We start from the raw sequence: 21,718 nt of genomic DNA, 5'->3' as shown, positions 1-21,718 counted from the left end.
ACCTTTGAATCCGGGATACAGTAGAGGGATAGCGGTTAGATGAGCGACCTTGCGAGAGAAATTACACCGGTTAACATCGAGGAAGAGCTGAAGAGCTCCTATCTGGATTATGCGATGTCGGTCATTGTTGGCCGTGCGCTGCCGGATGTCCGCGATGGACTTAAGCCGGTACACCGTCGCGTACTATACGCCATGAACGTATTGGGCAATGACTGGAATAAAGCGTACAAAAAATCTGCCCGTGTCGTTGGTGACGTAATCGGTAAATACCATCCTCATGGTGATTCCGCGGTGTACGACACTATCGTCCGTATGGCGCAGCCGTTCTCGCTGCGTTACATGCTGGTTGATGGTCAGGGTAACTTCGGTTCTATCGACGGCGACTCCGCTGCGGCAATGCGTTATACGGAAATCCGCCTGGCGAAGATTGCCCATGAGCTGATGGCCGATCTGGAAAAAGAGACGGTAGATTTTGTCGACAACTATGACGGCACGGAAAAAATTCCTGACGTTATGCCGACGAAGATCCCTAACCTGCTGGTAAACGGTTCGTCCGGTATCGCCGTAGGTATGGCGACCAACATTCCGCCGCACAACATCACCGAAGTGATTAACGGCTGCCTGGCCTATATCGAGGATGAAGAGATCAGCATTGAAGGGCTGATGGAACACATCCCGGGCCCGGACTTCCCGACCGCCGCCATCATTAATGGCCGTCGCGGTATCGAGGAGGCCTACCGTACCGGTCGCGGCAAGATCTATATTCGTGCCCGCGCCGAAGTCGAAGCGGATGCCAAATCTGGCCGTGAGACCATTATCGTCCACGAAATTCCGTATCAGGTGAACAAAGCGCGCCTGATCGAGAAGATTGCCGAGCTGGTTAAAGAGAAACGTATTGAAGGTATCAGCGCGCTGCGTGATGAGTCTGACAAAGACGGCATGCGTATCGTGATTGAAATCAAACGTGACGCGGTAGGGGAAGTTGTGCTTAACAACCTCTATTCCCTGACTCAGCTTCAGGTCTCCTTCGGTATTAACATGGTGGCACTGCACCATGGTCAGCCGAAGATCATGAACCTGAAAGACATTCTGAGCGCGTTCGTGCGTCACCGCCGTGAAGTGGTGACCCGTCGGACTATTTTCGAACTGCGTAAAGCCCGCGATCGTGCGCACATCCTTGAAGCGCTGGCGGTGGCCCTGGCAAACATCGATCCGATCATCGAGCTGATCCGTCGTGCGCCAACGCCTGCCGAAGCGAAAGCGGGCCTGATCGCCAAGCCGTGGGATCTGGGCAACGTCTCTGCGATGCTCGAACGTGCCGGCGACGATGCCGCGCGTCCTGAATGGCTGGAGCCGCAGTACGGTATTCGCGAGGGCAAATACTGGCTGACCGAACAGCAGGCCCAGGCGATTCTGGATCTGCGTCTGCAGAAACTGACCGGCCTTGAGCATGAAAAACTGCTCGACGAGTACAAAGAGCTGCTGGAGCAGATCGCTGAGCTGCTGCACATTCTGGGCAGCGCCGATCGTCTGATGGAAGTGATCCGCGAGGAGCTGGAGCTGATCCGGGATCAGTTCGGCGACGAGCGTCGCACGGAAATCACGGCCAACTCCGCGGATATCAACATCGAAGACCTGATCAACCAGGAAGACGTTGTGGTTACCCTGTCTCACCAGGGCTACGTGAAGTACCAGCCGTTAACCGACTATGAAGCACAGCGTCGTGGCGGTAAGGGCAAATCAGCGGCACGTATTAAAGAAGAAGACTTTATCGACCGCCTGCTGGTGGCCAACACCCATGACACCATCCTCTGCTTCTCCAGCCGGGGCCGTCTGTACTGGATGAAGGTTTATCAACTGCCGGAAGCGAGCCGTGGCGCCCGTGGACGTCCAATCGTCAACCTGCTGCCGCTGGAACAAAACGAACGTATTACGGCGATCCTGCCGGTTCGCGAGTACGCTGAAGGGGTGAACGTCTTTATGGCGACCGCCAGCGGTACGGTGAAGAAAACCGCCCTGACCGAGTTCAGCCGCCCACGTTCTGCCGGCATTATCGCCGTCAACCTGAACGAAGGCGATGAACTGATTGGCGTGGATCTGACCTCCGGCTCCGATGAAGTGATGCTCTTCTCTGCCGCCGGTAAAGTGGTGCGCTTCAAAGAGAACGCGGTGCGCGCCATGGGCCGTACGGCGACCGGTGTCCGCGGGATCAAACTGGCGGGCGAAGACAGCGTGGTCTCCCTGATTGTTCCACGTGGCGAAGGCGCAATCCTCACCGTCACCCAGAATGGTTACGGTAAGCGTACTGCCCAGGATGAATATCCAACCAAGTCCCGTGGCACGCAGGGCGTTATCTCGATTAAAGTCACCGAGCGCAACGGTTCCGTTGTGGGCGCGGTACAGGTCGATGATGCCGACCAGATCATGATGATTACCGATGCCGGTACGCTGGTGCGTACCCGTGTGTCGGAAATCAGCGTGGTCGGGCGTAACACCCAGGGTGTGATCCTCATCCGTACTGCGGAAGATGAAAACGTGGTGGGTCTGCAGCGTGTTGCTGAGCCAGTGGATGACGAAGAGCTCGATTCAATCGACGGTAGCGTGGCAGAAGGTGACGATGAAATCGCGCCGGAAGCGGAAATCGACGATGATGCGGCAGATGATGCCGAAGAGTAATCTCTTCTGACGACAAAGGGCCGGTTTCCGGCCCTTTTCTTTTGTCGCGGCGCTGAATTGCAGACAACCGAACGTTGCGACGGCGGCGATTTACCGCTACCTTAACCCATTCCTTGTCAACCTGACGGCGGAGCCGCGCCCCCTTGAAATACCTCGTCTCCTTTCGAACCACGCTGAAAGTTTCTCGCTATCTTTTTCGGGCGCTGGCGCTCCTGATTTGGGTGCTTATCGCGCTATTTTCGGTGTTTTACATCGTCAATGCGCTGCACCAGAAGGAGGCGGAGATCCGTCAGGAGTTTAACCTCAGCTTCGATCAGTCCCAGCGCTATATTCAGCGCACCGCGGATGTCATGAAGGAGCTCAAGTATATCGCCGAGAATCGTCTGACGGCGGAGAATGGCGTTCTGGCTATCCGCGGGCGCGACAGTAAGGCGGACGTTCCCAACTTTGAGCCGCTTTTCCCCGACTCTGACTGCTCGGCGATGGGCTCCGCATGGCGGGGATCGCTGGAGTCACTGGCCTGGTTTATGCGCTACTGGCGCGATAACTTCTCGGCAGCCTATGACCTGAACCGCGTCTTCCTGATTGGCAGCGAAAATCTCTGTATGGCCGATTTTGGCCTGCGCGATGTGCCGGTGGATCGTGACAGCGCGCTGAAAAGCCTGCACGAGCGGATCATCAAGTACCGTAACGCGCCGCAGGATGAACGCGGTAATAATCTGTTCTGGATAAGCCAGGGGCCGCGTTCAGGGGTAGGGTACTTCTATGCCCTGACGCCGGTCTATCTGGGCAACCGTCTGCAGGCGATGCTCGGTATCGAGCAGACTATCCGCATGGAGAACTTTTTCACCCCGGGTAATCTGCCGATGGGCGTCACCATTCTTGATGAAAATGGTCACTCTCTTATTTCGCTGGCCGGGCCGGAATCGCGGCTGAAGATTGATCCTCGCTGGATGCAGGAGCGCTCATGGTTTGGTTACAGCGCCGGTTTTCGTGACCTGGTGTTGAAAAAAAGCCTGCCGCCTTCGTCGCTGAGCATTGTTTACTCCGTACCGGTGGATATGGTGCTGGAGCGTATTCGGATGCTGATCCTCAACTCGGTACTGCTGAACGTGCTGGTGGGGATTGCGCTATTTACCCTCGCGCGGATGTACGAGCGTAAAATCTTTATTCCGGCGGAGATCGATGCCCAGCGTCTTGAAGAGCATGAGCAGTTTAACCGTAAGATTGTTGCCTCTGCGCCGGTGGGGATCTGTATTTTACGCACCCTTGACGGGACCAACATCCTCAGTAACGAGCTGGCGCATAACTATCTCAATATGCTCACCCATGAGGACCGACAGCGGCTGACGCAGATTATCTGTGGACAGCAGGTCAACTTCGTCGATGTCCTGACCAGTAACAACACCAACCTGCAGATAAGTTTTGTCCATTCGCGCTATCGCAATGAGAACGTGGCGATCTGCGTGCTGGTGGATGTTTCCGCGCGCGTCAAAATGGAAGAGTCGTTGCAGGACATGGCCCAGTCCGCCGAACAGGCCAGCCAGTCGAAATCGATGTTCCTTGCCACCGTCAGTCACGAACTGCGTACTCCGCTCTACGGGATTATCGGTAACCTCGATCTGCTGCAGACCAAAGAGCTGCCGCGCGGCGTTGACCGTCTGGTGACGGCGATGAACAACTCCTCCAGCCTGCTGCTGAAAATCATCAGCGACATTCTCGACTTCTCTAAAATCGAGTCCGAGCAGCTGAAAATTGAACCGCGCGAATTCTCGCCGCGCGAGGTGATGAACCATATCAGCGCCAACTACCTGCCGCTGGTGGTGCGTAAGCAGCTGGGGCTGTACTGCTTTATTGAGCCGGACGTGCCGCTAACGCTGCAGGGCGATCCGATGCGCCTGCAGCAGGTGATCTCCAACCTGCTCAGCAACGCCATTAAGTTCACTGACATGGGCTGCATTGTAATGCATGTCGCCAAAGCGGGGGACTACCTGAGCATTCGCGTACGCGACACCGGGGTGGGTATTCCGGCCAAAGAGGTGGTCAAACTCTTCGACCCGTTCTTCCAGGTGGGGACGGGGGTTCAGCGCAACTTCCAGGGCACCGGGCTGGGGCTGGCGATCTGTGAAAAACTGATCAGCATGATGGACGGCGATATCTCGGTGGATACCGAACCGGGCATGGGCAGTCAGTTTACTATCCGTATTCCACTTTATGCGGCGCAGTCTCCGGGCAACATGCTGATTGAGGGATTAAGCGATAAACGCTGCTGGCTGGCGGTCAATAATGCCTCGCTGTATGCCTACCTGGAGTCTCTGCTGGGCTCATACGGCATTCGGGTGGCGCGCTACGCCGGCCAAACCCCGGACGCGGAAGATATGCTTCTCACCGACGATGAGCTGACGAAGCCGTGGCAGGGTAAAGCGGCGGTGATCTTCTGCCGGCGCCATATCGGTATCGCCCTGGAGCGTGCGCACGGCGAATGGGTGAACAGCGTGGCCTCGCCACATGAGCTGATTACGCTGCTGGCGCGCATCTATCGTGTGGAAATGGACAGCGCGGACGGAACAGCCTCGCTGCCGTCGCCGGAATCTGAGCAGTCGTTGAATGAGGATATGATGATCCTGGTGGTGGACGACCATCCGATTAACCGCCGCCTGCTGGCCGATCAGCTCGGCTCGCTGGGCTATCAGTGTAAAACGGCGAATGACGGCGTGGATGCCCTCAATGTGCTGAGCAAAAACCATATCGACATTGTCCTGAGTGATGTGAACATGCCGAATATGGATGGCTATCGCCTGACCCAGCGTATCCGCCAGCTCGGTCTGACGCTGCCGGTGGTGGGTGTCACCGCTAACGCGCTGGCAGAGGAGAAGCAGCGCTGTCTGGAATCGGGGATGGATAGCTGTCTTTCCAAGCCGGTAACGCTGGATGTCCTGAAACAGACGCTGTCGGTATATGCGGAGCGGGTGAGAAGAGCGCGGGGATAAAAAAAGCCCAGAAATGGGCTTTTTTATTATTGCCGGGTGGCGCTGACGCTTACCCGGCCTACGCTACCTGTAGGCCCGTGCAAGCGAAGCGCCGCCGGGCATGTAGCTCATTACTCTTTATCCGCCGGACTCAGGGTCACGGAAGAGAGATAGTTCAGCAGGGCGATATCGTTCTCCACACCCAGCTTCATCATCGCCGATTTTTTCTGGCTACTGATGGTCTTGATACTGCGGTTCAGCTTCTTGGCAATTTCGGTCACCAGGAAACCTTCGGCAAACAGACGCAGGACTTCACTCTCTTTTGGCGACAGGCGTTTGTCACCGTAACCGCCGGCGCTGATTTTTTCCAGCAGGCGGGAGACGCTTTCCGGCGTGAATTTCTTCCCTTTCTGCAGCGCGGCCAGCGCTTTCGGCAGATCGGTCGGCGCGCCCTGTTTCAGGACGATGCCTTCGATATCGAGATCCAGAACCGCGCTTAAAATCGCCGGGTTATTGTTCATGGTCAGCACGATGATCGAAATGCTCGGGAAATGGCGCTTGATGTATTTGATCAGCGTAATCCCGTCACCGTACTTATCTCCAGGCATGGAAAGGTCGGTGATGAGCACGTGCGCATCAAGCTTAGGCAGGTTATTAATCAGTGCTGTGGAATCTTCAAATTCGCCAACTACATTCACCCACTCGATCTGTTCAAGTGATTTGCGAATACCGAACAGTACAATCGGATGGTCATCGGCAATAATTACGTTCATATTGTTCATGTATAGGGCTACCTTGCTACAGCAAGCTTTTGACGTAGGCGTCAATGTCGCTGATGTATTTTTCTATGCTGGCGGCATCTTTCTCACGAATAAGATGTTCCAGCGTTTCACATAATTGCTTGCCTGGAACCAGATTAAGCATGGCAAACACCCCTTTGAGCCGGTGTGCTGTCTGAGCCAGCGCCGCGAAGTCGTTCACGGCCGATTCAGTATACAACCTCTTAACATCATCTGGAACTGTGTCTACAAAGAGCGAATAATATCCGCTGGCATGAAGTTCAGCATTTTCATTGCCGCCCAGTGGGGATTCCGGGATCGTTTCCTGCGCCAGTTGCTCTTCTATTAGTTGTAGTACAGCTTCCTGCATAGCATTGCTCATATTAAAGTTGACGCGCACCTGGCCGGGGCCAATTTTCCGCACGCCTGGCTCATCATCGCTTAAAAGCAAGCCCGAGGCAGTAAGATTAGACGGATTATCTGTTAAAAAGAGATCATATTCTTGACTTGCCAGCCGTTCGTCCGGCGAGATACAGCTCGCACCCCAGTTTTCCAGCTGACGAACCACAATATTACGGATCTCATTTGAGGTCACATCCACCATTATTACCACATCATCCAGCAGGCGTTCATCCTCCTCCGCATCCTGCGGGCTGGCCGCCATTTTAACGTGAAGAGAGTAACGGGTGCCCAGCGACTCACGCGCTTTGATATTCAGATGGCCGCCAAGCTTACGCGCCAGCTGATCGCAGAGCCAGAAGGTGAGGGCATTGGCTTTGCCATAGTTGTCGCCCTGAGTCTCGTTAAGGAACGGGAAGTGCAGGTTATCAATTTCGCTGGCCGTCACCCCTTCGCCGGTATCCAGAATGCGGAAGGTGAGGCGGTCGTCAGCCGATTCATCGCTGCTCACTTCAAGGGTAATTTTGCCGATCTGGGTGGTAGTGACCGCGTACTGGATCAGCATCAGCAGAATGCGGCGCAGGGCGTCGCGGTCGCCATGACGCTCATCGTTCGCACGCAGCGGATTGTTGATCAGCAGTTGAAGCCCTTTACGCTTGATGACAGGCAGTACCTCCGGCACCACTTCATCAATCAGATCCTGAATGGAAAACAGCGACGCCGTGCTCTTCCAGGTATCATTTTCCAGCATGTTGGCAAGCTGGATCTCATCCACCAGCCGTACCAGCGTATCGGCATGAGCGGACAGCTGCATGCTCTCCGGGGTGGATAAATGAGCGGCTTCGCTGGCAAGCGCCTTCAGCGGCAGCTTGAACGCTTCGCCGATATTTTGCATAAACGCTGCGCGGCCCTGCTGGTTTTTCTCATACAGCCTTTGCGCCTGCTTGAGCTTTTTATTCACCAGCACCTCGCGATCCTGATCGCGAATAATGAATATTTGCGTGCGCGACGCCACCTGGCTGCGGAACTGGCGGATCTCGTACAGCTCATTATTAATCGTGGCCTGAATCACCCCCTGGTGCTGATCCGCCATGCTGGTGATGTTTTGCAGATTCAGGTGGGGCAGCAGGTGGTCGGCGATTTTGTTGCTGATCACTGTGCGGTTAGCCTCCTGATCGTGCACCAACAGGCCGAGCGGCAGCACAGAGACAATCTCTTCATTCAGCGCGCGCAGGACGCGCAGCTCATTATGGGTACCGGCTGCCACGGGAACATCGCTCTGGCGACCCGGCTGCGAACGGAAGGTGCTGTAACCGAACAGCGCCAGCGCCAGCAGACCAATATTGAGCAGCAGCGGCAACAGGATATTTTGCAGCGTATCCAGCAGCAGCGTGCCGAAAGGCACCTGCCAGACCAGACGCATGCCGGTGGTGTTCAGGGCGGAAGCAATTTCGATTTTCGAACCATTAAAGGAGATGGAGACGCTGTCAGGGCTCTCTTTATCCGTTGGCGCGCGCATATTTTGCACGCTATTGTCCTGCTCCAGGCGGAAACTTTCCAGCGGCATATCCGGCGGGATCAGATCGTTGATGGGCAGATCAAAGGCCACCACCGTGGCCAGATGGCCCGGCTGATTGAACGTCGTACGCAGGGTGAAGTAGTGGCCATTTTGCCATGCCAGTCGGCGCAGGGAGGAGAAACTTTCACGCTCATCCAGGGCGTTAGCCTGCTGGAGCATCTCCGCGCGACGGGAATCGACAATATTACCCACCGTAGACTCTTTAAACCCGGAAGAGAGATCTTTAAGTGGCAGGGTGGAGATCAGGATCATGCTGTTGTCCTGACCGTTGAGATAGTACATCGACCAGGGAACAGTCTCCGCCCCCCAAAGCGTATCCAGATAGGTCGACATGCGCTGGGTCATCTCCAGCGTGGCGCTGTCGTGGGAACCGAAAATCAGGGCTTCGGTTTTGCGTCGCGTCTTCTCAAGATAGTAGACGTCCTGTTTCAGGCGCGTCTCCTGCAAACCTTCAGCAGAGGAGGTGGTAGGGGTTGCCGCGATGTTGTCATAAATCTGCCAGGTGGCGTAGCGCCAGGTGTCGATGCGTTTATGCAGCGCGTGGCTGATATCGACAATCTGATAGCTGCGGTCTTTGAGCCAGGTGTTCACGGCGCTCTGCACCATTACGCCCATGGTCACTAACAGCACAACGATCAATAGAAGAAAGAAACGAGTAATGCTGCCCGGGAGCAGGGAAAACTTGTTCGCGGCTGTGGTTTCAGACTGACTCATTGATGTGTTTAACCCGTTATGGCTGCGCTTCAGGCGAATAGGGCAGTATAAAGCGTAATAATCGAATTTCCAGCCTCACGCCACTACCGGGGCTGACTTTTTCATGTCGCTGTGAGACGAAAATGGACTGTTTTAAATCTGTACGCTCAGATAAAAATTGTACAAATAAGTCCCAATATAGGAAAAAAATAGCACGAATAAACAAGAAATTAAAATCACCATGAAATTTATGCGCCTAAAAATAACAAGCGAAGATTTAATTAATAGTCGTTATAGTTTCAGGCGGGTAGCACAAATTATTCAAGTTTGCGTAAAGATGAGTAAAAAAAAACCGAATGCATTGCATTCGGTTCAATTCTGGATAAACAGACATTCAAATCTGAATGACGGTAATAAATAAAGTTAATGATGATAGCAGTAAATATTTTAGTCGCCGCTGCGGTTTTTGTTTTATCAATCAGTGCTATAATTTGTTTTTGGGTAACTAACTGATTTTTATGATTTATTTTGTGTTTTTGATTATTGGTGCTCTATTTTTTAACTAAATGTGCGGCCAAAAAGTTCCCCAAAATTTACAAATTGAAACATCTATGTGGCAATATGAAACATCTTAAAAGTTTTCGTATCATATTCTTATTGGATTATTCTGTTTTTTTGCGGAGAATGAACTTGCCGACTGGTTAAGAGGGTTAATCAGTAAGCAGTGGTAATAAAAGACATATAACAGAGGGTTAAAATAATGAAAGTTAAAGTACTGTCCCTCCTGGTACCAGCACTGCTGGTACCAGGCGCAGCGAATGCGGCTGAAATTTACAACAAAGACGGCAACAAATTAGATCTCTACGGTAAAGTAGACGGTCTGCACTATTTCTCTGATGACGATGGCGCTGATGGCGATCAGACTTACATGCGTCTCGGCTTCAAAGGCGAAACTCAGGTTAACGACCAGATCACTGGCTACGGTCAGTGGGAATACCAGATTCAGGGCAACACCAGCGAGAGCGAGAACCAGTCCTGGACGCGTGTGGCCTTCGCAGGTCTGAAGTTCGCTGAAGCAGGTTCTTTCGACTACGGTCGTAACTACGGCGTAATCTATGACGTCACCTCCTGGACTGACGTTCTGCCAGAATTCGGCGGCGACACCTACGGTGCCGATAACTTCCTGCAATCCCGTGGTAACGGCGTTGCTACCTACCGTAACCAGGACTTCTTCGGTCTGGTTGATGGCCTGAACTTTGCTCTGCAGTATCAGGGTAAAAACGGCAGCGTCAGCGGAGAAAACGTGGGCGGTCGTAGCCTGCTGAAACAGAACGGCGACGGCTTCGGCGGCTCCCTGACTTACGATCTGGGCGAAGGCTTCAGCGTAGGTGCGGCAGCAGCCTCTTCTAAACGTACCGCAGACCAGAACGGTCCACGCGTTTACGGCCGTGGCGACCGTGCTGAAGTGTACAGCGGCGGCCTGAAATATGACGCAAACAACCTGTACCTGGCAGCGCAGTACTCCCAGACCTACAACGCAACCCGTTTCGGTGACTCTCAGTCCGACCGCGCTAATGCTGTTTACGGCTTTGCCAACAAAGCACAGAACTTCGAAGTGGTTGCACAGTACCAGTTCGACTTCGGTCTGCGTCCATCCGTGGCTTACCTGCAGTCTAAAGGTAAGGACATCGAAGGCAACGGCGACCAGGATCTGCTGAAATATGTTGATGTGGGCGCGACTTACTACTTCAACAAAAACATGTCCACCTACGTTGATTACAAAATCAACCTGCTGGATGAAAACGCCTTCACCGACCGTGCCGGCATCAGCACCGATGACATCGTAGCACTGGGTCTGGTTTACCAGTTCTAAGTCTTACGTACTCTTGCGAAAGGGGCCAAATGGCCCCTTTTTTTGGTATTACCGTCAGGCCCTTACAAAGCCTGCTTTTTGGTGTACTCTTGCCGGTCTCAGGCTTGAGGATAATAACGAATGGAAATTACTTTTTTACGTGTCGGCTTGCTGGCAACACTTTTTATGCTGACCGCGTGTGACGCACCTGCTCCGTCTGCAAAGAACGAAACCGCCGCCGCGACGGTGCTGGAAGGGAAAACGATGGGCACCTTCTGGCGCGTCAGCGCCATCGATCTCTCCGCTGCCCGGGCGGAAGAGCTGCGCGGGAAGATCCAGGCTCAGCTGGACGGCGATGACCAACTGATGTCCACCTATAAAAACGACTCCGCGCTGATGCGCTTTAATCAGTCGAAGAGTACGTCGCCCTGGCCGGTGAGCGAAGCGATGGCGGACATTGTCACCGAATCGCTGCGGGTGGGCTACAAAACTAACGGCGCGATGGATATTACCGTCGGTCCCCTGGTTAACCTGTGGGGCTTTGGCCCAAACAAGCAGCCGGTGAAAACCCCCGATCAGGCGCAGATTGACGATGCCCGGGCGCAAACGGGGCTGCAGCATCTGTCCGTGATTAATCAGTCCGGCCAGCAGTATCTGCAAAAAGATATTCCCGATCTGTTTGTCGATCTCTCCACGGTGGGCGAAGGCTACGCTGCCGATCACCTGGCCCGGCTAATGGCCGAAGAGGGGATCTCGCGCTATCTGGTGTCGGTAGGCGGGGCGCTGGTCAGCCGGGGCATGAACGCCAGCGATAAGCCCTGGCGCGTGGCGATCCAGAAGCCGACCGATGAGCAAAACGCCGTGCAGGCCATTCTCGATATCAACGGCCACGGGATCAGCACCTCCGGCAGCTACCGCAACTATTATGAGCTGGACGGAAAACGCATTTCGCACGTAATCGATCCGCAGACCGGCCGTCCGATTACCCACAACCTGGTGTCGGTGACGGTAATCTCCCCGACGGCCCTGGAGGCCGATGCCTGGGATACCGGCCTGATGGTGCTGGGGACGGAAAAAGCCAAAGAGGTCGTGCGTCAGCAAGGGCTGGCTGTCTATATGATCACCCGGGAAGGGGAGGGCTTCAAAACCTGGATGTCCCCGCAGTTCGCCAGTTTCCTCGTTAACGGGAAGAATTAAAAAGCAAGGTTGCGGGTTTTTGTCGGCTGGCGCTCAGGCAGGCTATGAGTATGCTTACAGAAGGAGCCGATCATGAAAAAGCCGAACCTGAATAATGATGATGAACGCTGGCTGGCGGTGCTGGCCCGCGATCGCCATGCCGATGGTCAATTTGTGTTTGCCGTGCAGACCACCGGCATCTTCTGCCGCCCCTCCTGCCGGGCGCGCCATGCTCTGCGTGAGAATGTCCGCTTTTATCCTGATGCCCACCGTGCGGAGCTGGCGGGTTTTCGCCCCTGCAAACGCTGTCGTCCGGATCAACAGGACCCGCAGGCGCAGCGCGCCGCCACCATCGAAAAAGCCTGTCGGTTGCTGGAGCAGGAGCAGCCTTTGACCCTTGAGCAGCTGGCGCAGCAGGTGGCGATGAGCCCGTATCATCTTCATCGTCTGTTCAAATCCTCGACCGGGATGACCCCGAAAGCCTGGCAGCAGGCGGCCCGGGCGAAACGGCTACGCCATGCCCTTGCGCAGGGGGATAAAATTACCGACTCCGTGCTGGCAGCGGGTTTCCCCGACAGCAGCAGCTACTATCGCAACGCCGATGCCACGCTGGGGATGACCGCGAAGCAGTACCGCAACGGCGGGGAAGAGACTACCGTGCGCTACGCCCTGAGCGACTGTACGCTGGGGCGGTGCCTGGTAGCGGAGAGCGTGCGGGGGATCTGCGCCATTTTACCCGGCGATGATGACAGCACGCTGATTGCCGAGCTGGAGACCCTTTTTCCTTACGCCCGGCGGGAACAGGCAGATGCCGCCTTTGCCGCCCGCGTCGCCCGGGTGATCGCCAGCGTGGATAACCACGCCGTGGCGCTCCCCCTGCCGCTGGATATTCGCGGCACCGCTTTTCAGCGCCAGGTCTGGCAAGCTCTGCGAGCCATACGTAGCGGCGAGACGGCAAGCTATCAACAGGTGGCGAACGCCATTGGCCATCCTGGCGCGGTGCGGGCGGTGGCCCGGGCCTGTGCCGCCAACACGCTGGCGGTTATCATCCCTTGTCACCGGGTGGTGCGTAGTGATGGCGGGCTCTCGGGCTACCGCTGGGGCACGGCCCGCAAAGCGGCGCTGCTGCGTCGGGAAGCGAAAAAAGAGGAGGTGTGATGCTCGATCTTTTTGCAGATGAACAACCCTGGCAGGAGCCGCTGGCGCCCGGTGCGGTGATCCTGCGCCGCTTCGCCCGGGCTGGGGCGCCTGCATTAATGCAGGCAATTGAACAGGTGGCTACCGTCTCGCCGTTCCGCCAGATGGTCACCCCCGGGGGCTACACCATGTCGGTGGCAATGACCAACTGCGGCGGGCTGGGCTGGACCACCAATCAGCGGGGCTATCTCTACTCCCCGAAAGACCCGCTTACCGACGCCCTCTGGCCGCCGATGCCGGAGGCGTTTGCCACCCTGTGCCACGATGCCGCCTGCGCGGCGGGCTACCCTGAGTTCCAGCCGGACGCCTGTCTCATCAACCGCTACGCCGTTGGGGCTAAGCTCTCGCTACATCAGGACAAAGATGAAGCGGACCTGCGGGCGCCGATTGTCTCGGTCTCCCTCGGCCTGCCGGCGGTATTCCAGTTTGGCGGATTACGGCGTAACGATCCCCTTAAACGTCTGCTGCTGGAGCATGGCGACGTGGTGGTCTGGGGTGGGGCATCACGACTGTTTTACCATGGTATTCAGCCGCTTAAGCCTGGTACGCATCCTCTTACCGGCGACTGTCGCTACAACCTGACCTTCCGCCAGGCGGCGGATAGCGAATAAAAATAAGAATTATTCTTGATGTAAACGGCGAGCAGTTTACACTGCTGGCTGTTTTTTCTTGTCTGGATTGCTCTGCATGGAACTCCTGTTACTGGTCTGGCGCCAATACCGCTGGCCGTTTATCGCGGTGATGGCATTGAGCTTGCTCAGCGCCGCGCTGGGTATTGGGCTTATCGCCTTTATCAACCTGCGTTTGATTGAAACTGTTGATACCACCCTGATGGTGCTGCCGGAATTTCTCGGCCTGCTGGTCCTGCTGATGGCCGTCACCCTCGGCTCGCAGCTGGCGCTCACGACGCTCGGTCACCACTTTGTCTACCGCCTGCGCAGCGAGTTCATCAAGCGGATTCTGGATACTCAGGTTGAACGCGTCGAGCAACTGGGCAGCGCCTCGCTGCTGGCCGGACTGACTAGCGACGTACGTTCGATCACCATCGCCTTTGTGCGTCTGCCGGAGCTGGTGCAGGGGATCATCCTGACCTTTGGATCGGCGGCCTATCTGGCCTGGCTCTCCACCAAAATGCTGGCCATCACTGCCCTGTGGATTGCGATCACCATCTGGGGCGGCTACCTGCTGGTGTCGCGCGTCTACAAACATATGGCGGTGCTGCGCGAAACCGAAGATAAGCTCTACAACGACTATCAGACGGTGCTGGAAGGGCGCAAAGAGCTGACCCTGAACCGCGAGCGCGCCGAGCACATCTTCAATAATCTCTATATCCCGGATGCCCGTGAGTATCGCCACCATATCGTGCGGGCCGATACCTTCCACCTGAGCGCGGTCAACTGGTCGAATATCATGATGCTGGGGGCGATTGGCCTCGTCTTCTGGATGGCAAATAGCCTCGGCTGGGCGGATACCAACGTCGCCGCGACCTATTCGCTGACGCTGCTGTTCCTGCGCACGCCCCTGCTCTCGGCTGTCGGTGCGCTGCCGACCCTGCTCAGCGCCCAGGTGGCCTTTAACAAACTGCGCAAGTTTGCCCTGGCGCCGTACAAACCTGAGTTCCCGCGCCCTGAGGCCTTCCCAAACTGGCAGACGCTGGAGCTGCGCAACGTCACCTTCCAGTATCAGGACAACGCCTTCTCCGTCGGGCCGGTAAATTTAACCCTTAAGCGCGGTGAGCTGCTGTTCCTGATTGGCGGCAACGGCAGCGGCAAATCGACGCTGGCGATGCTGCTGACCGGCCTGTATCAGCCCCAGTCAGGCGAGATCCTGCTGGACGGTAAACCGCTCAGCGCTGAAAAACCGGAGGATTACCGCAAGCTTTTCTCGGCGGTGTTTACCGACGTCTGGCTGTTCGATCAGCTGCTGGGGCCGGAAGGCAAGCAGGCCGATCCGGCGCTGGTGGAAAAATGGCTGGCGCATCTGCAGATGTCCCACAAGCTGGAGCTACAGGATGGTAAAATCCTCAACCTCAAGCTGTCAAAAGGGCAGAAGAAGCGCGTGGCGCTGCTGCTGGCGCTGGCGGAAGAGCGCGACATTATTCTGCTGGATGAGTGGGCTGCCGATCAGGACCCGCATTTCCGTCGCGAGTTTTACCAGGTGCTGCTGCCGCTGATGCAGCAGATGGGCAAAACCATCTTCGCCATCAGCCATGACGACCACTACTTTATCCATGCTGACCGTCTGCTTGAGATGCGCAGCGGCCAGCTGACGGAACTGACCGGCGCGGAGCGAGATGCCGCGTCGCGTGATGCGGTAGCCCGTACCGCCTGAGCGTAACTGTGCCGGGTGGTGGCTTCGCCTCACCCGGCCTGCGATCTTGTTTTCCCCGCCTGCTGTTTTTTTAACCTCTCCTCTCATCCGTTTATTAAAATTTACACAACCCCACGCTATGCTTAATGCCAACTTATTTAATGGATTGATATTTAATGTCTGGATTAACCAAAAACAGCGCAAGGCTGCGCGATGAAGAGCGTGCGCGCCTGATCTGGCTGATGACCACCGACAAAGCGCTCACTTCCACCCTGCTGGGTAAACTGACCCTGGCTGAGCAATATGATGTCGGGACGTTAGCCGACGATATTGCTGAGGTAGGGGCGCTGGTAGCCCATTTGCCGCCGCCGGATCTCGCCGACACCCTCGAAGCGCTGCCCTCGGAAGAGCGCCACGCTTTGTGGCGGCTGGTAGAGGATCACGAGCGCGGTCAGGTACTGCTGGAAGCCTCCGAAAACGTCTGGGACGATCTGATCGACGAGATGAGCGACCAGGCCATTCTCGACGCGGTACGCACCCTGGATATCGACGACCAGCTCTACATGGTCCAGCACCTGCCGCGTAACCTCACCGGACAGTTGCTGGCGTCGCTCCCGCCTCAGGATCGTGCCCGGGTCCAACAGGTGATGCACTATGAGCAGGACCGCGTCGGCGCAATCCTGGAGTTCAGCGTCATTACGGTGCGCCCTGACGTCACGCTGGGCGCGGTCCAGCGCTACCTGCGACGTCTGGGCAAAATGCCAAAGAACACCGATAAGCTGTTTGTGACCTCACGGGATAAAACCCTGCTCGGCGAGCTTGAGCTACAGACCATCCTGCTTAACAGCACTCAGACCCTGGTCAGCGAGGTGATGGAAACGCAGCCGATGCTCTTTTCCCCGGAAGATGACGCCGAAAAAGCCGCCCGCACCTTTGAACGTGACAACCTTCTCAGCGCGGGCGTAGTAGACCCGGCGGGTAAGCTATTGGGGCGCCTGACCATCGATGAGATCGTCGACGTGGTCTACAAAGAGACCGACAACGATATGCGTGCCCTCGGCGGGTTAAGTGCCGAAGAGGATGTCTATGCCCCGGTGAGCAAGGCGGTGAAAACCCGCTGGGCGTGGCTGGCGATCAACCTCTGCACGGCCTTCATCGCTTCACGTGTCATTGACGGATTTGAACACACCATCTCCCAGCTGGTGGCGCTGGCCTCGCTGATGCCCATCGTGGCGGGCATTGGCGGCAATACCGGTAATCAGACCATCACCATGATCGTGCGCGCCCTGGCGCTTCAGCATATTCAGCCGGGCAACTTTACCTTTCTGATCCTGCGTGAGCTCGGCGTGGCGCTGATTAATGGCCTGGTGTGGGGCGGCATCATGGGGGGCGTGACCTGGTGGCTGTACGGCGATATGGCGCTGGGTGGGGTAATGACTCTGGCGATGGTGCTGAACCTGCTGGTGGCGGCGACGATGGGCGTTCTCATCCCGATGATCATGACCCGCCTCGGGCGCGACCCCGCAGTGGGGTCGAGCGTGATGATCACCGCCATTACCGATACTGGCGGCTTCTTTATTTTTCTTGGGCTGGCGACACTGTTTCTGCTGTAACGGCGTGTTTGCGTCGCAGGCGGGCAGGGAGGATCACCATCATGATAATCCCGCCTACCACGCCAATTGCCAGGTTGCCGGTTGAAACGGTGGCCCCGACGGTCACCAGCATCACCAGCGTTTCCGCAACCGGCGCGCCTTTCACCGTGGCAGGGCGAATGCTCTGCCAGTTGAAGGTCTTAATGGCGACAATCGCCATGATCCCCGCCAGCACCGCCATCGGAATTTTCGCCATCACTTCGCTCAGGGCGGTAACCAGCACCAGCAGTACCAGCCCGGCGGCAAAGGTGGAGACGCGGCTGCGGCCTTTGCCCATTTCGACGTTAACGATGGTCTGCCCGATCATCGCGCAACCGGCGATCCCGCCAAAGAAGCCCGCCATGATATTGGCCACGCCCAGCCCCATGCTCTCGCGGCGCTTGCTGGACGGGGTTGCCGTCAGCTCATCCACCAGCTTCGCGGTCAGGAGCGACTCCATCAGGCCGACAAAGGCGATACTCAGGGCGCAGGGCCAGATAATGCTCAGGGTGTGCAGATTCAGCGGCACCAGCATCTGGGTGATCCCCGGCAGCCCGCCGCCAATTGACCCTTCATCCCCCACGGTCGGCAGCAGCTGGCCGCTGGTGACGGTATAGAGCGTCAGCACCACGATGGCAATCAACGGGGAGGGCACGCTTTTAATGTAGCGGGGCGCCCAGAGCACAATCAGCAGGGTGAGCACAAACAGGCCGACAATCAGCGGGCTTCTGCTCCAGAAATGCGGCACCTGGGCAAAGAAAATCAGGATCCCGAGGGCGTTAACAAACCCGGTCATCACCGCCTGGGGAATAAAACGCATCAGACGCGCCATTCCCAGCGCCCCGAACAGGATCTGGATCACGCCGGCCAGCAGCACCGCCGGCAGGATGTATTGCGCGCCATGCTGATGCACCATCGGCCCGATCACCAGCGCCACGGAGCCCGCGGCGGCCGTCACCATCGCCGGGCGACCGCCCATCACCGACAGCCCCAGGCAGAGGACCACCGAGGCGAACAAGCTCACCTTCGGATCGACTCCCGCGACGACGGAAAACGAGATCACTTCCGGAATCAGCGCCAGGGCGGTGATAACACCGGCAAGGGTTTCACGCATAAACAGCGATGGAGAGCGCAGGATAGAGAGCGCAGAAGGAGAAGCGTGTACTGAAGACATAGTTTTTCGCAGGTCAGGAGAATGAGTGCAGCCCAGAGCTATCTGTGCGCGCGATCACAAAGCGCTGCATAGTAGCGAGAAATGGCGCACTTTTCCAGCACCGGGTTAGCCATACCCCTACAAACGCAGCGACATTTATTATCATAATTACAATAATTATTTAACCTTTAAACAATATTTAATTATTGCTACCGTGGCGCCGCACTCGACTTCATCTGCATAAATAGCGAACAAACGCGTATTACGAAGGCATTAATTATGAAAAAAATGACTGCCCTGCTGCTGGCTGCGGCGGCAAGCCTTAGTGCTGTCTCCACGGCGGCGAAGGCTCAGGCATCGCAAGAGCAGGAAACGGACGTTCTGTTAATTGGTGGCGGGATCATGAGCGCCACGCTGGGAACCTATTTGCAGGAGCTTCAGCCGGACTGGTCCATGACCATGGTTGAACGCCTGGACGGCGTAGCGCAGGAGAGCTCTAACGGCTGGAACAACGCCGGGACCGGCCACTCCGCGTTAATGGAGCTGAACTACACCCCACAGAAGAAAGATGGCTCCATCAGCATTGAGAAAGCGGTGGAGATCAACGAAGCGTTTCAGATCTCTCGTCAGTTCTGGTCTCACCAGGTGAACAGCGGTGTGCTGCACGATCCACACAGTTTCATTAACACCGTCCCGCACATGAGCTTTGTCTGGGGAGACGACAATGTGAACTTCCTGCGCGGACGTTATGCTGCTTTGCAGCAAAGCTCGCTGTTCCGCGGCATGAAGTACTCCGAAGATCACGCCCAGATCAAAGAGTGGGCGCCGCTGGTGATGGAAGGGCGCGACCCGAACCAGAAGGTGGCGGCCACCCGTACGGAAATCGGTACCGACGTTAACTATGGCGAAATTACCCGTCAGCTGGTGGGCTCTCTGCAGAAAAAAGAGAACTTTACGCTGTCGCTGAATACCGAAGTGCGCGGCTTTAAGCGCAACGCGGACAACTCCTGGAGCGTGACCGTCGCCGATCTGAAGCACAATGAAGAAGAGCACGTCATTAAGGCGAAGTTTGTCTTTATCGGTGCGGGCGGCGCGGCGCTGAAGCTGCTGCAGGAGACCGGTATTCCGGAAGCGGAGAATTACGCGGGCTTCCCGGTTGGCGGCCAGTTCCTGGTGTCGGAAAACCCGGAGGTGGTGAATCGCCATCTGGCGAAGGTCTATGGCCAGGCGTCCGTGGGCGCACCGCCGATGTCGGTGCCGCATATCGATACACGTGTTCTCGACGGTAAGCGCGTGGTGCTGTTCGGGCCGTTCGCCACCTTCTCGACCAAATTCCTCAAGAACGGTTCGCTGTGGGATCTGCTCAGCTCCACCACCACTTCAAACGTGGGTCCGATGGTTGATGTTGGTCTGGATAACTTCGATCTGGTGAAATACCTGATTAGCCAGGTGATGCTCTCCGATGACGATCGCTTTGCGGCGCTGAAAGAGTACTACCCGGAAGCGAAGAAAGCGGACTGGCGGTTGTGGCAGGCGGGCCAGCGCGTGCAGATCATCAAGCGTGATGAGGAAAAAGGCGGCGTGCTGCGTCTGGGCACTGAAGTGGTCAGCGACAAAGAAGGCACTGTCGCCGCGCTGCTGGGAGCCTCCCCGGGCGCCTCCACCGCGGCACCGATTATGCTGCACCTGATGGAAAAAGTGTTTAAAGACAAAGTCGCCAGCCCGGAGTGGCAGGCGAAGCTGAAGACCATTATTCCTTCATACGGTACGGCGCTGAACGGCAACGTTGAGGCCACCGAGCAGGAGCTGGAGTACACCAGCCGCGTGCTGCAGCTGAAGTATGAAAAACCGCAGGCACCGGATGCGGCGCCTCAGCCTGAGGCACAGGCGACCTCCCAGCCGGAAAGCAAACCGGTTGCGGATATCGCACTCTGATATTAAAAAGCCGGGTGATTTACCCGGCTTTTTTTATTAGCGCGTGACGGCGCTTTCAACCTTCTCGTCAGCCTGCCAGATACGGTATCTCACCTCGATATCCGCAGGCGTATAAACCACAATCGGCAACTTACTGTTGTAGCGCAGCAGGCTATGCTCGCCGAGATTCGCGATTATGAATTTTGTTGTCTTTTTCCCGTCCGGACAGGCCATCATGGTGGAAACCGGCGAAGTGACCTTATCAAAGATGTAATAGTCATATCCCCAGCCTTCCAGCGTCTTGCTGGTTAACTGACCGCCGAGGCGGTGCGCGTTGCAATCCACCTTCAGCGTCTGGCCGATCAGCAGTTCCACCTTGTAATTCGCTTCATCTTTCTGCTCAGGCAGGTCAATGACCTGGCGCTTCATCCCCTGTTCCGCCTGCGGGTAGGGGGCCGTTTTACTGAGCGGCTGGTTAGCAGGGGTGGCGTATGCGCTGGCGCAGGTCAGAGCCAGCAGAGTGATGAGACTTTTAGCGGCGTTTTTCACAGTGATTCCTTTTTATGTCAAACGGTGGGCATACACTACCATGAATGGTGTTTTTTACCTTAATTTTATTTTTAACTGGTTTATATAACTGGTAAGTGCCTTGTGATTTGGTTTTAAATTCTGTATTGGCCCCGGAGGAACGATCGTGGTAGGGTGAGCTGCAATCATTGTTATCTATCTGTGAAGGAAACACGCATGGTACGTAATAAACTCAACACCCCGGCGGGGAAAAAATTTCTGCTGGCACTGCTGACGGTTTTTCTGATCGCGGTGATGGGGGTAGGCCGTGTGACTATCATTGGCGTGGTTGAGCAGTACAATATCCCACTGACGGAGTGGACCACCAGCATGTACGTGCTGCAGTCGGCGATGGTGCTGGTCTACAGCACGGTCTTTACCGTGCTGCTGGCTATCCCGCTGGGTATATTTTTCCTCGGCGGAAGCGATAAACACTGAGTCGCCAACGCGATTAATGCCTGTTTCACTCCTGTGCCGTTTTCGGGTTAAATGATTTTTTCCCCGTTAACAGGAGTGGAGCATGGTCTCCCGGTTTTCCACGCTGAGCCGGATCCCAAAAGGGGTCTGGGTTGTTGGCGGCGTCAGTATGCTGATGGATATTTCATCGGAAATTATCCATAGCTTGCTGCCGCTCTTTATGGTGACCACCCTGGGCGCCAGCGTCATTTTCATTGGTCTGATTGAAGGGCTGGCGGAAGCCACCGCGCTTATCATTAAGGTTTTTTCCGGGGCCATCAGCGACTATCTGGGGAAACGCAAAGGGCTGGCGCTGCTGGGCTACGGGCTGGGTGCGGCCAGTAAGCCGCTGTTTGCGATCGCCTCG

General features: G+C 56.2%; 13 protein-coding genes and 2 pseudogenes. 11 read left to right on the top strand and 4 right to left on the bottom strand.

The genetic code is table 11. The annotated features are described in order from the left end of the window. The first annotated feature begins 39 nt into the window (after positions 1-39). Both gyrA and rcsC read left to right on the top strand, forming a co-directional pair. A complete protein-coding gene (gene gyrA / locus WFM46_RS06575) occupies positions 40-2,676 on the top strand; it encodes a DNA topoisomerase (ATP-hydrolyzing) subunit A (RefSeq protein WP_159339610.1) in 2,637 nt (878 codons plus the stop codon). 143 nt (positions 2,677-2,819) lie between these two features. Further along, positions 2,820-5,666, top strand: a complete 2,847-nt coding sequence (rcsC, locus tag WFM46_RS06570; RefSeq protein WP_336997274.1) for a two-component system sensor histidine kinase RcsC — start codon at positions 2,820-2,822, stop codon at positions 5,664-5,666. A gap of 110 nt (positions 5,667-5,776) precedes the next feature. Here the strand turns inward: rcsC and rcsB are convergent, their stop codons facing one another. Next, a complete protein-coding gene (rcsB, locus tag WFM46_RS06565) occupies positions 5,777-6,427 on the bottom strand; it encodes a response regulator transcription factor RcsB (protein ID WP_032612710.1) in 651 nt (216 codons plus the stop codon). Positions 6,428-6,443: 16 nt separating this feature from the next. Next, on the bottom strand, positions 6,444-9,116 hold the full coding sequence (gene rcsD / locus WFM46_RS06560; RefSeq protein WP_103180405.1) for a phosphotransferase RcsD: 2,673 nt from the start codon (positions 9,114-9,116) through the stop codon (positions 6,444-6,446). A gap of 739 nt (positions 9,117-9,855) precedes the next feature. Between rcsD and WFM46_RS06555 the strand changes: the two genes are divergently transcribed. The 6 genes from WFM46_RS06555 (at position 9,856) to mgtE (ending at position 17,243) form a co-directional block, all read left to right on the top strand. Continuing rightward, positions 9,856-10,968: a porin OmpC gene (locus WFM46_RS06555; protein ID WP_336997273.1), complete on the top strand. Its 1,113-nt coding sequence runs from the start codon at positions 9,856-9,858 to the stop codon at positions 10,966-10,968. Between the two features lie 120 nt (positions 10,969-11,088). Beyond that, positions 11,089-12,144, top strand: a complete 1,056-nt coding sequence (apbE, locus tag WFM46_RS06550; RefSeq protein WP_103180401.1) for an FAD:protein FMN transferase ApbE — start codon at positions 11,089-11,091, stop codon at positions 12,142-12,144. Positions 12,145-12,216: 72 nt separating this feature from the next. Then, positions 12,217-13,281 (top strand): bifunctional DNA-binding transcriptional regulator/O6-methylguanine-DNA methyltransferase Ada, encoded by a 1,065-nt coding sequence (ada, locus tag WFM46_RS06545; RefSeq protein WP_336997272.1) that lies wholly within the window; start codon positions 12,217-12,219, stop codon positions 13,279-13,281. Continuing rightward, the gene (alkB, locus tag WFM46_RS06540; RefSeq protein ID WP_156654931.1) at positions 13,281-13,931 is read left to right on the top strand and encodes a DNA oxidative demethylase AlkB; all 651 of its coding nucleotides are present in this window, start codon (positions 13,281-13,283) and stop codon (positions 13,929-13,931) included. Before ada ends, alkB begins: the two co-directional genes overlap by 1 nt. Positions 13,932-14,007: 76 nt before the next feature. Further along, entirely contained in the window at positions 14,008-15,651 is a 1,644-nt protein-coding gene (locus WFM46_RS06535) for a multidrug ABC transporter permease/ATP-binding protein (RefSeq protein ID WP_159339607.1), read from the top strand. A gap of 155 nt (positions 15,652-15,806) precedes the next feature. Next, the gene (gene mgtE / locus WFM46_RS06530) at positions 15,807-17,243 is read left to right on the top strand and encodes a magnesium transporter (RefSeq protein WP_103180395.1); all 1,437 of its coding nucleotides are present in this window, start codon (positions 15,807-15,809) and stop codon (positions 17,241-17,243) included. Here the strand turns inward: mgtE and WFM46_RS06525 are convergent. Then, positions 17,206-18,505: pseudogene (locus WFM46_RS06525) on the bottom strand (SulP family inorganic anion transporter). The gene mgtE and the pseudogene WFM46_RS06525 overlap by 38 nt on opposite strands. A gap of 188 nt (positions 18,506-18,693) precedes the next feature. Here WFM46_RS06525 and mqo point away from each other — a divergent pair. Then, positions 18,694-20,349 (top strand): malate dehydrogenase (quinone), encoded by a 1,656-nt coding sequence (gene mqo / locus WFM46_RS06520; protein WP_156654927.1) that lies wholly within the window; start codon positions 18,694-18,696, stop codon positions 20,347-20,349. 36 nt (positions 20,350-20,385) lie between these two features. On the opposite strand, the gene eco is transcribed toward mqo, so the two are convergent. Continuing rightward, positions 20,386-20,877 (bottom strand): serine protease inhibitor ecotin, encoded by a 492-nt coding sequence (eco, locus tag WFM46_RS06515; protein ID WP_336997271.1) that lies wholly within the window; start codon positions 20,875-20,877, stop codon positions 20,386-20,388. Positions 20,878-21,072: 195 nt separating this feature from the next. On the opposite strand from eco, the gene WFM46_RS06510 reads away from it, so the two are divergent. Next, complete coding sequence (locus WFM46_RS06510) at positions 21,073-21,333, top strand: DUF2534 family protein (protein WP_039031021.1); 261 nt, start codon at positions 21,073-21,075, stop codon at positions 21,331-21,333. An 82-nt stretch (positions 21,334-21,415) separates the two neighbouring features. Next, a pseudogene (locus WFM46_RS06505) lies at positions 21,416-21,718 on the top strand (MFS transporter); the annotation flags it as partial.

This window comes from Leclercia sp. M50 (genome assembly GCF_037150775.1).
In the GTDB taxonomy this organism is placed as follows: domain Bacteria; phylum Pseudomonadota; class Gammaproteobacteria; order Enterobacterales; family Enterobacteriaceae; genus Enterobacter.
This window is presented reverse-complemented; position numbering and strand designations above follow the sequence as displayed.

What these genes read in the sequence shown, in the direction of transcription:
- gyrA (WP_159339610.1), top strand. Translation starts at nt 40, where the DNA reads ATGAGCGACCTTGCGAGAGAAATTACACCGGTTAACATCGAGGAAGAG.
- WFM46_RS06555 (WP_336997273.1), top strand. Translation starts at nt 9,856, where the DNA reads ATGAAAGTTAAAGTACTGTCCCTCCTGGTACCAGCACTGCTGGTACCA.
- alkB (WP_156654931.1), top strand. Translation starts at nt 13,281, where the DNA reads ATGCTCGATCTTTTTGCAGATGAACAACCCTGGCAGGAGCCGCTGGCG.
- rcsD (WP_103180405.1), bottom strand. Translation starts at nt 9,116, where the DNA reads ATGAGTCAGTCTGAAACCACAGCCGCGAACAAGTTTTCCCTGCTCCCG.
- apbE (WP_103180401.1), top strand. Translation starts at nt 11,089, where the DNA reads ATGGAAATTACTTTTTTACGTGTCGGCTTGCTGGCAACACTTTTTATG.
- WFM46_RS06535 (WP_159339607.1), top strand. Translation starts at nt 14,008, where the DNA reads ATGGAACTCCTGTTACTGGTCTGGCGCCAATACCGCTGGCCGTTTATC.
- ada (WP_336997272.1), top strand. Translation starts at nt 12,217, where the DNA reads ATGAAAAAGCCGAACCTGAATAATGATGATGAACGCTGGCTGGCGGTG.
- mqo (WP_156654927.1), top strand. Translation starts at nt 18,694, where the DNA reads ATGAAAAAAATGACTGCCCTGCTGCTGGCTGCGGCGGCAAGCCTTAGT.
- WFM46_RS06510 (WP_039031021.1), top strand. Translation starts at nt 21,073, where the DNA reads ATGGTACGTAATAAACTCAACACCCCGGCGGGGAAAAAATTTCTGCTG.
- mgtE (WP_103180395.1), top strand. Translation starts at nt 15,807, where the DNA reads ATGTCTGGATTAACCAAAAACAGCGCAAGGCTGCGCGATGAAGAGCGT.
- rcsB (WP_032612710.1), bottom strand. Translation starts at nt 6,427, where the DNA reads ATGAACAATATGAACGTAATTATTGCCGATGACCATCCGATTGTACTG.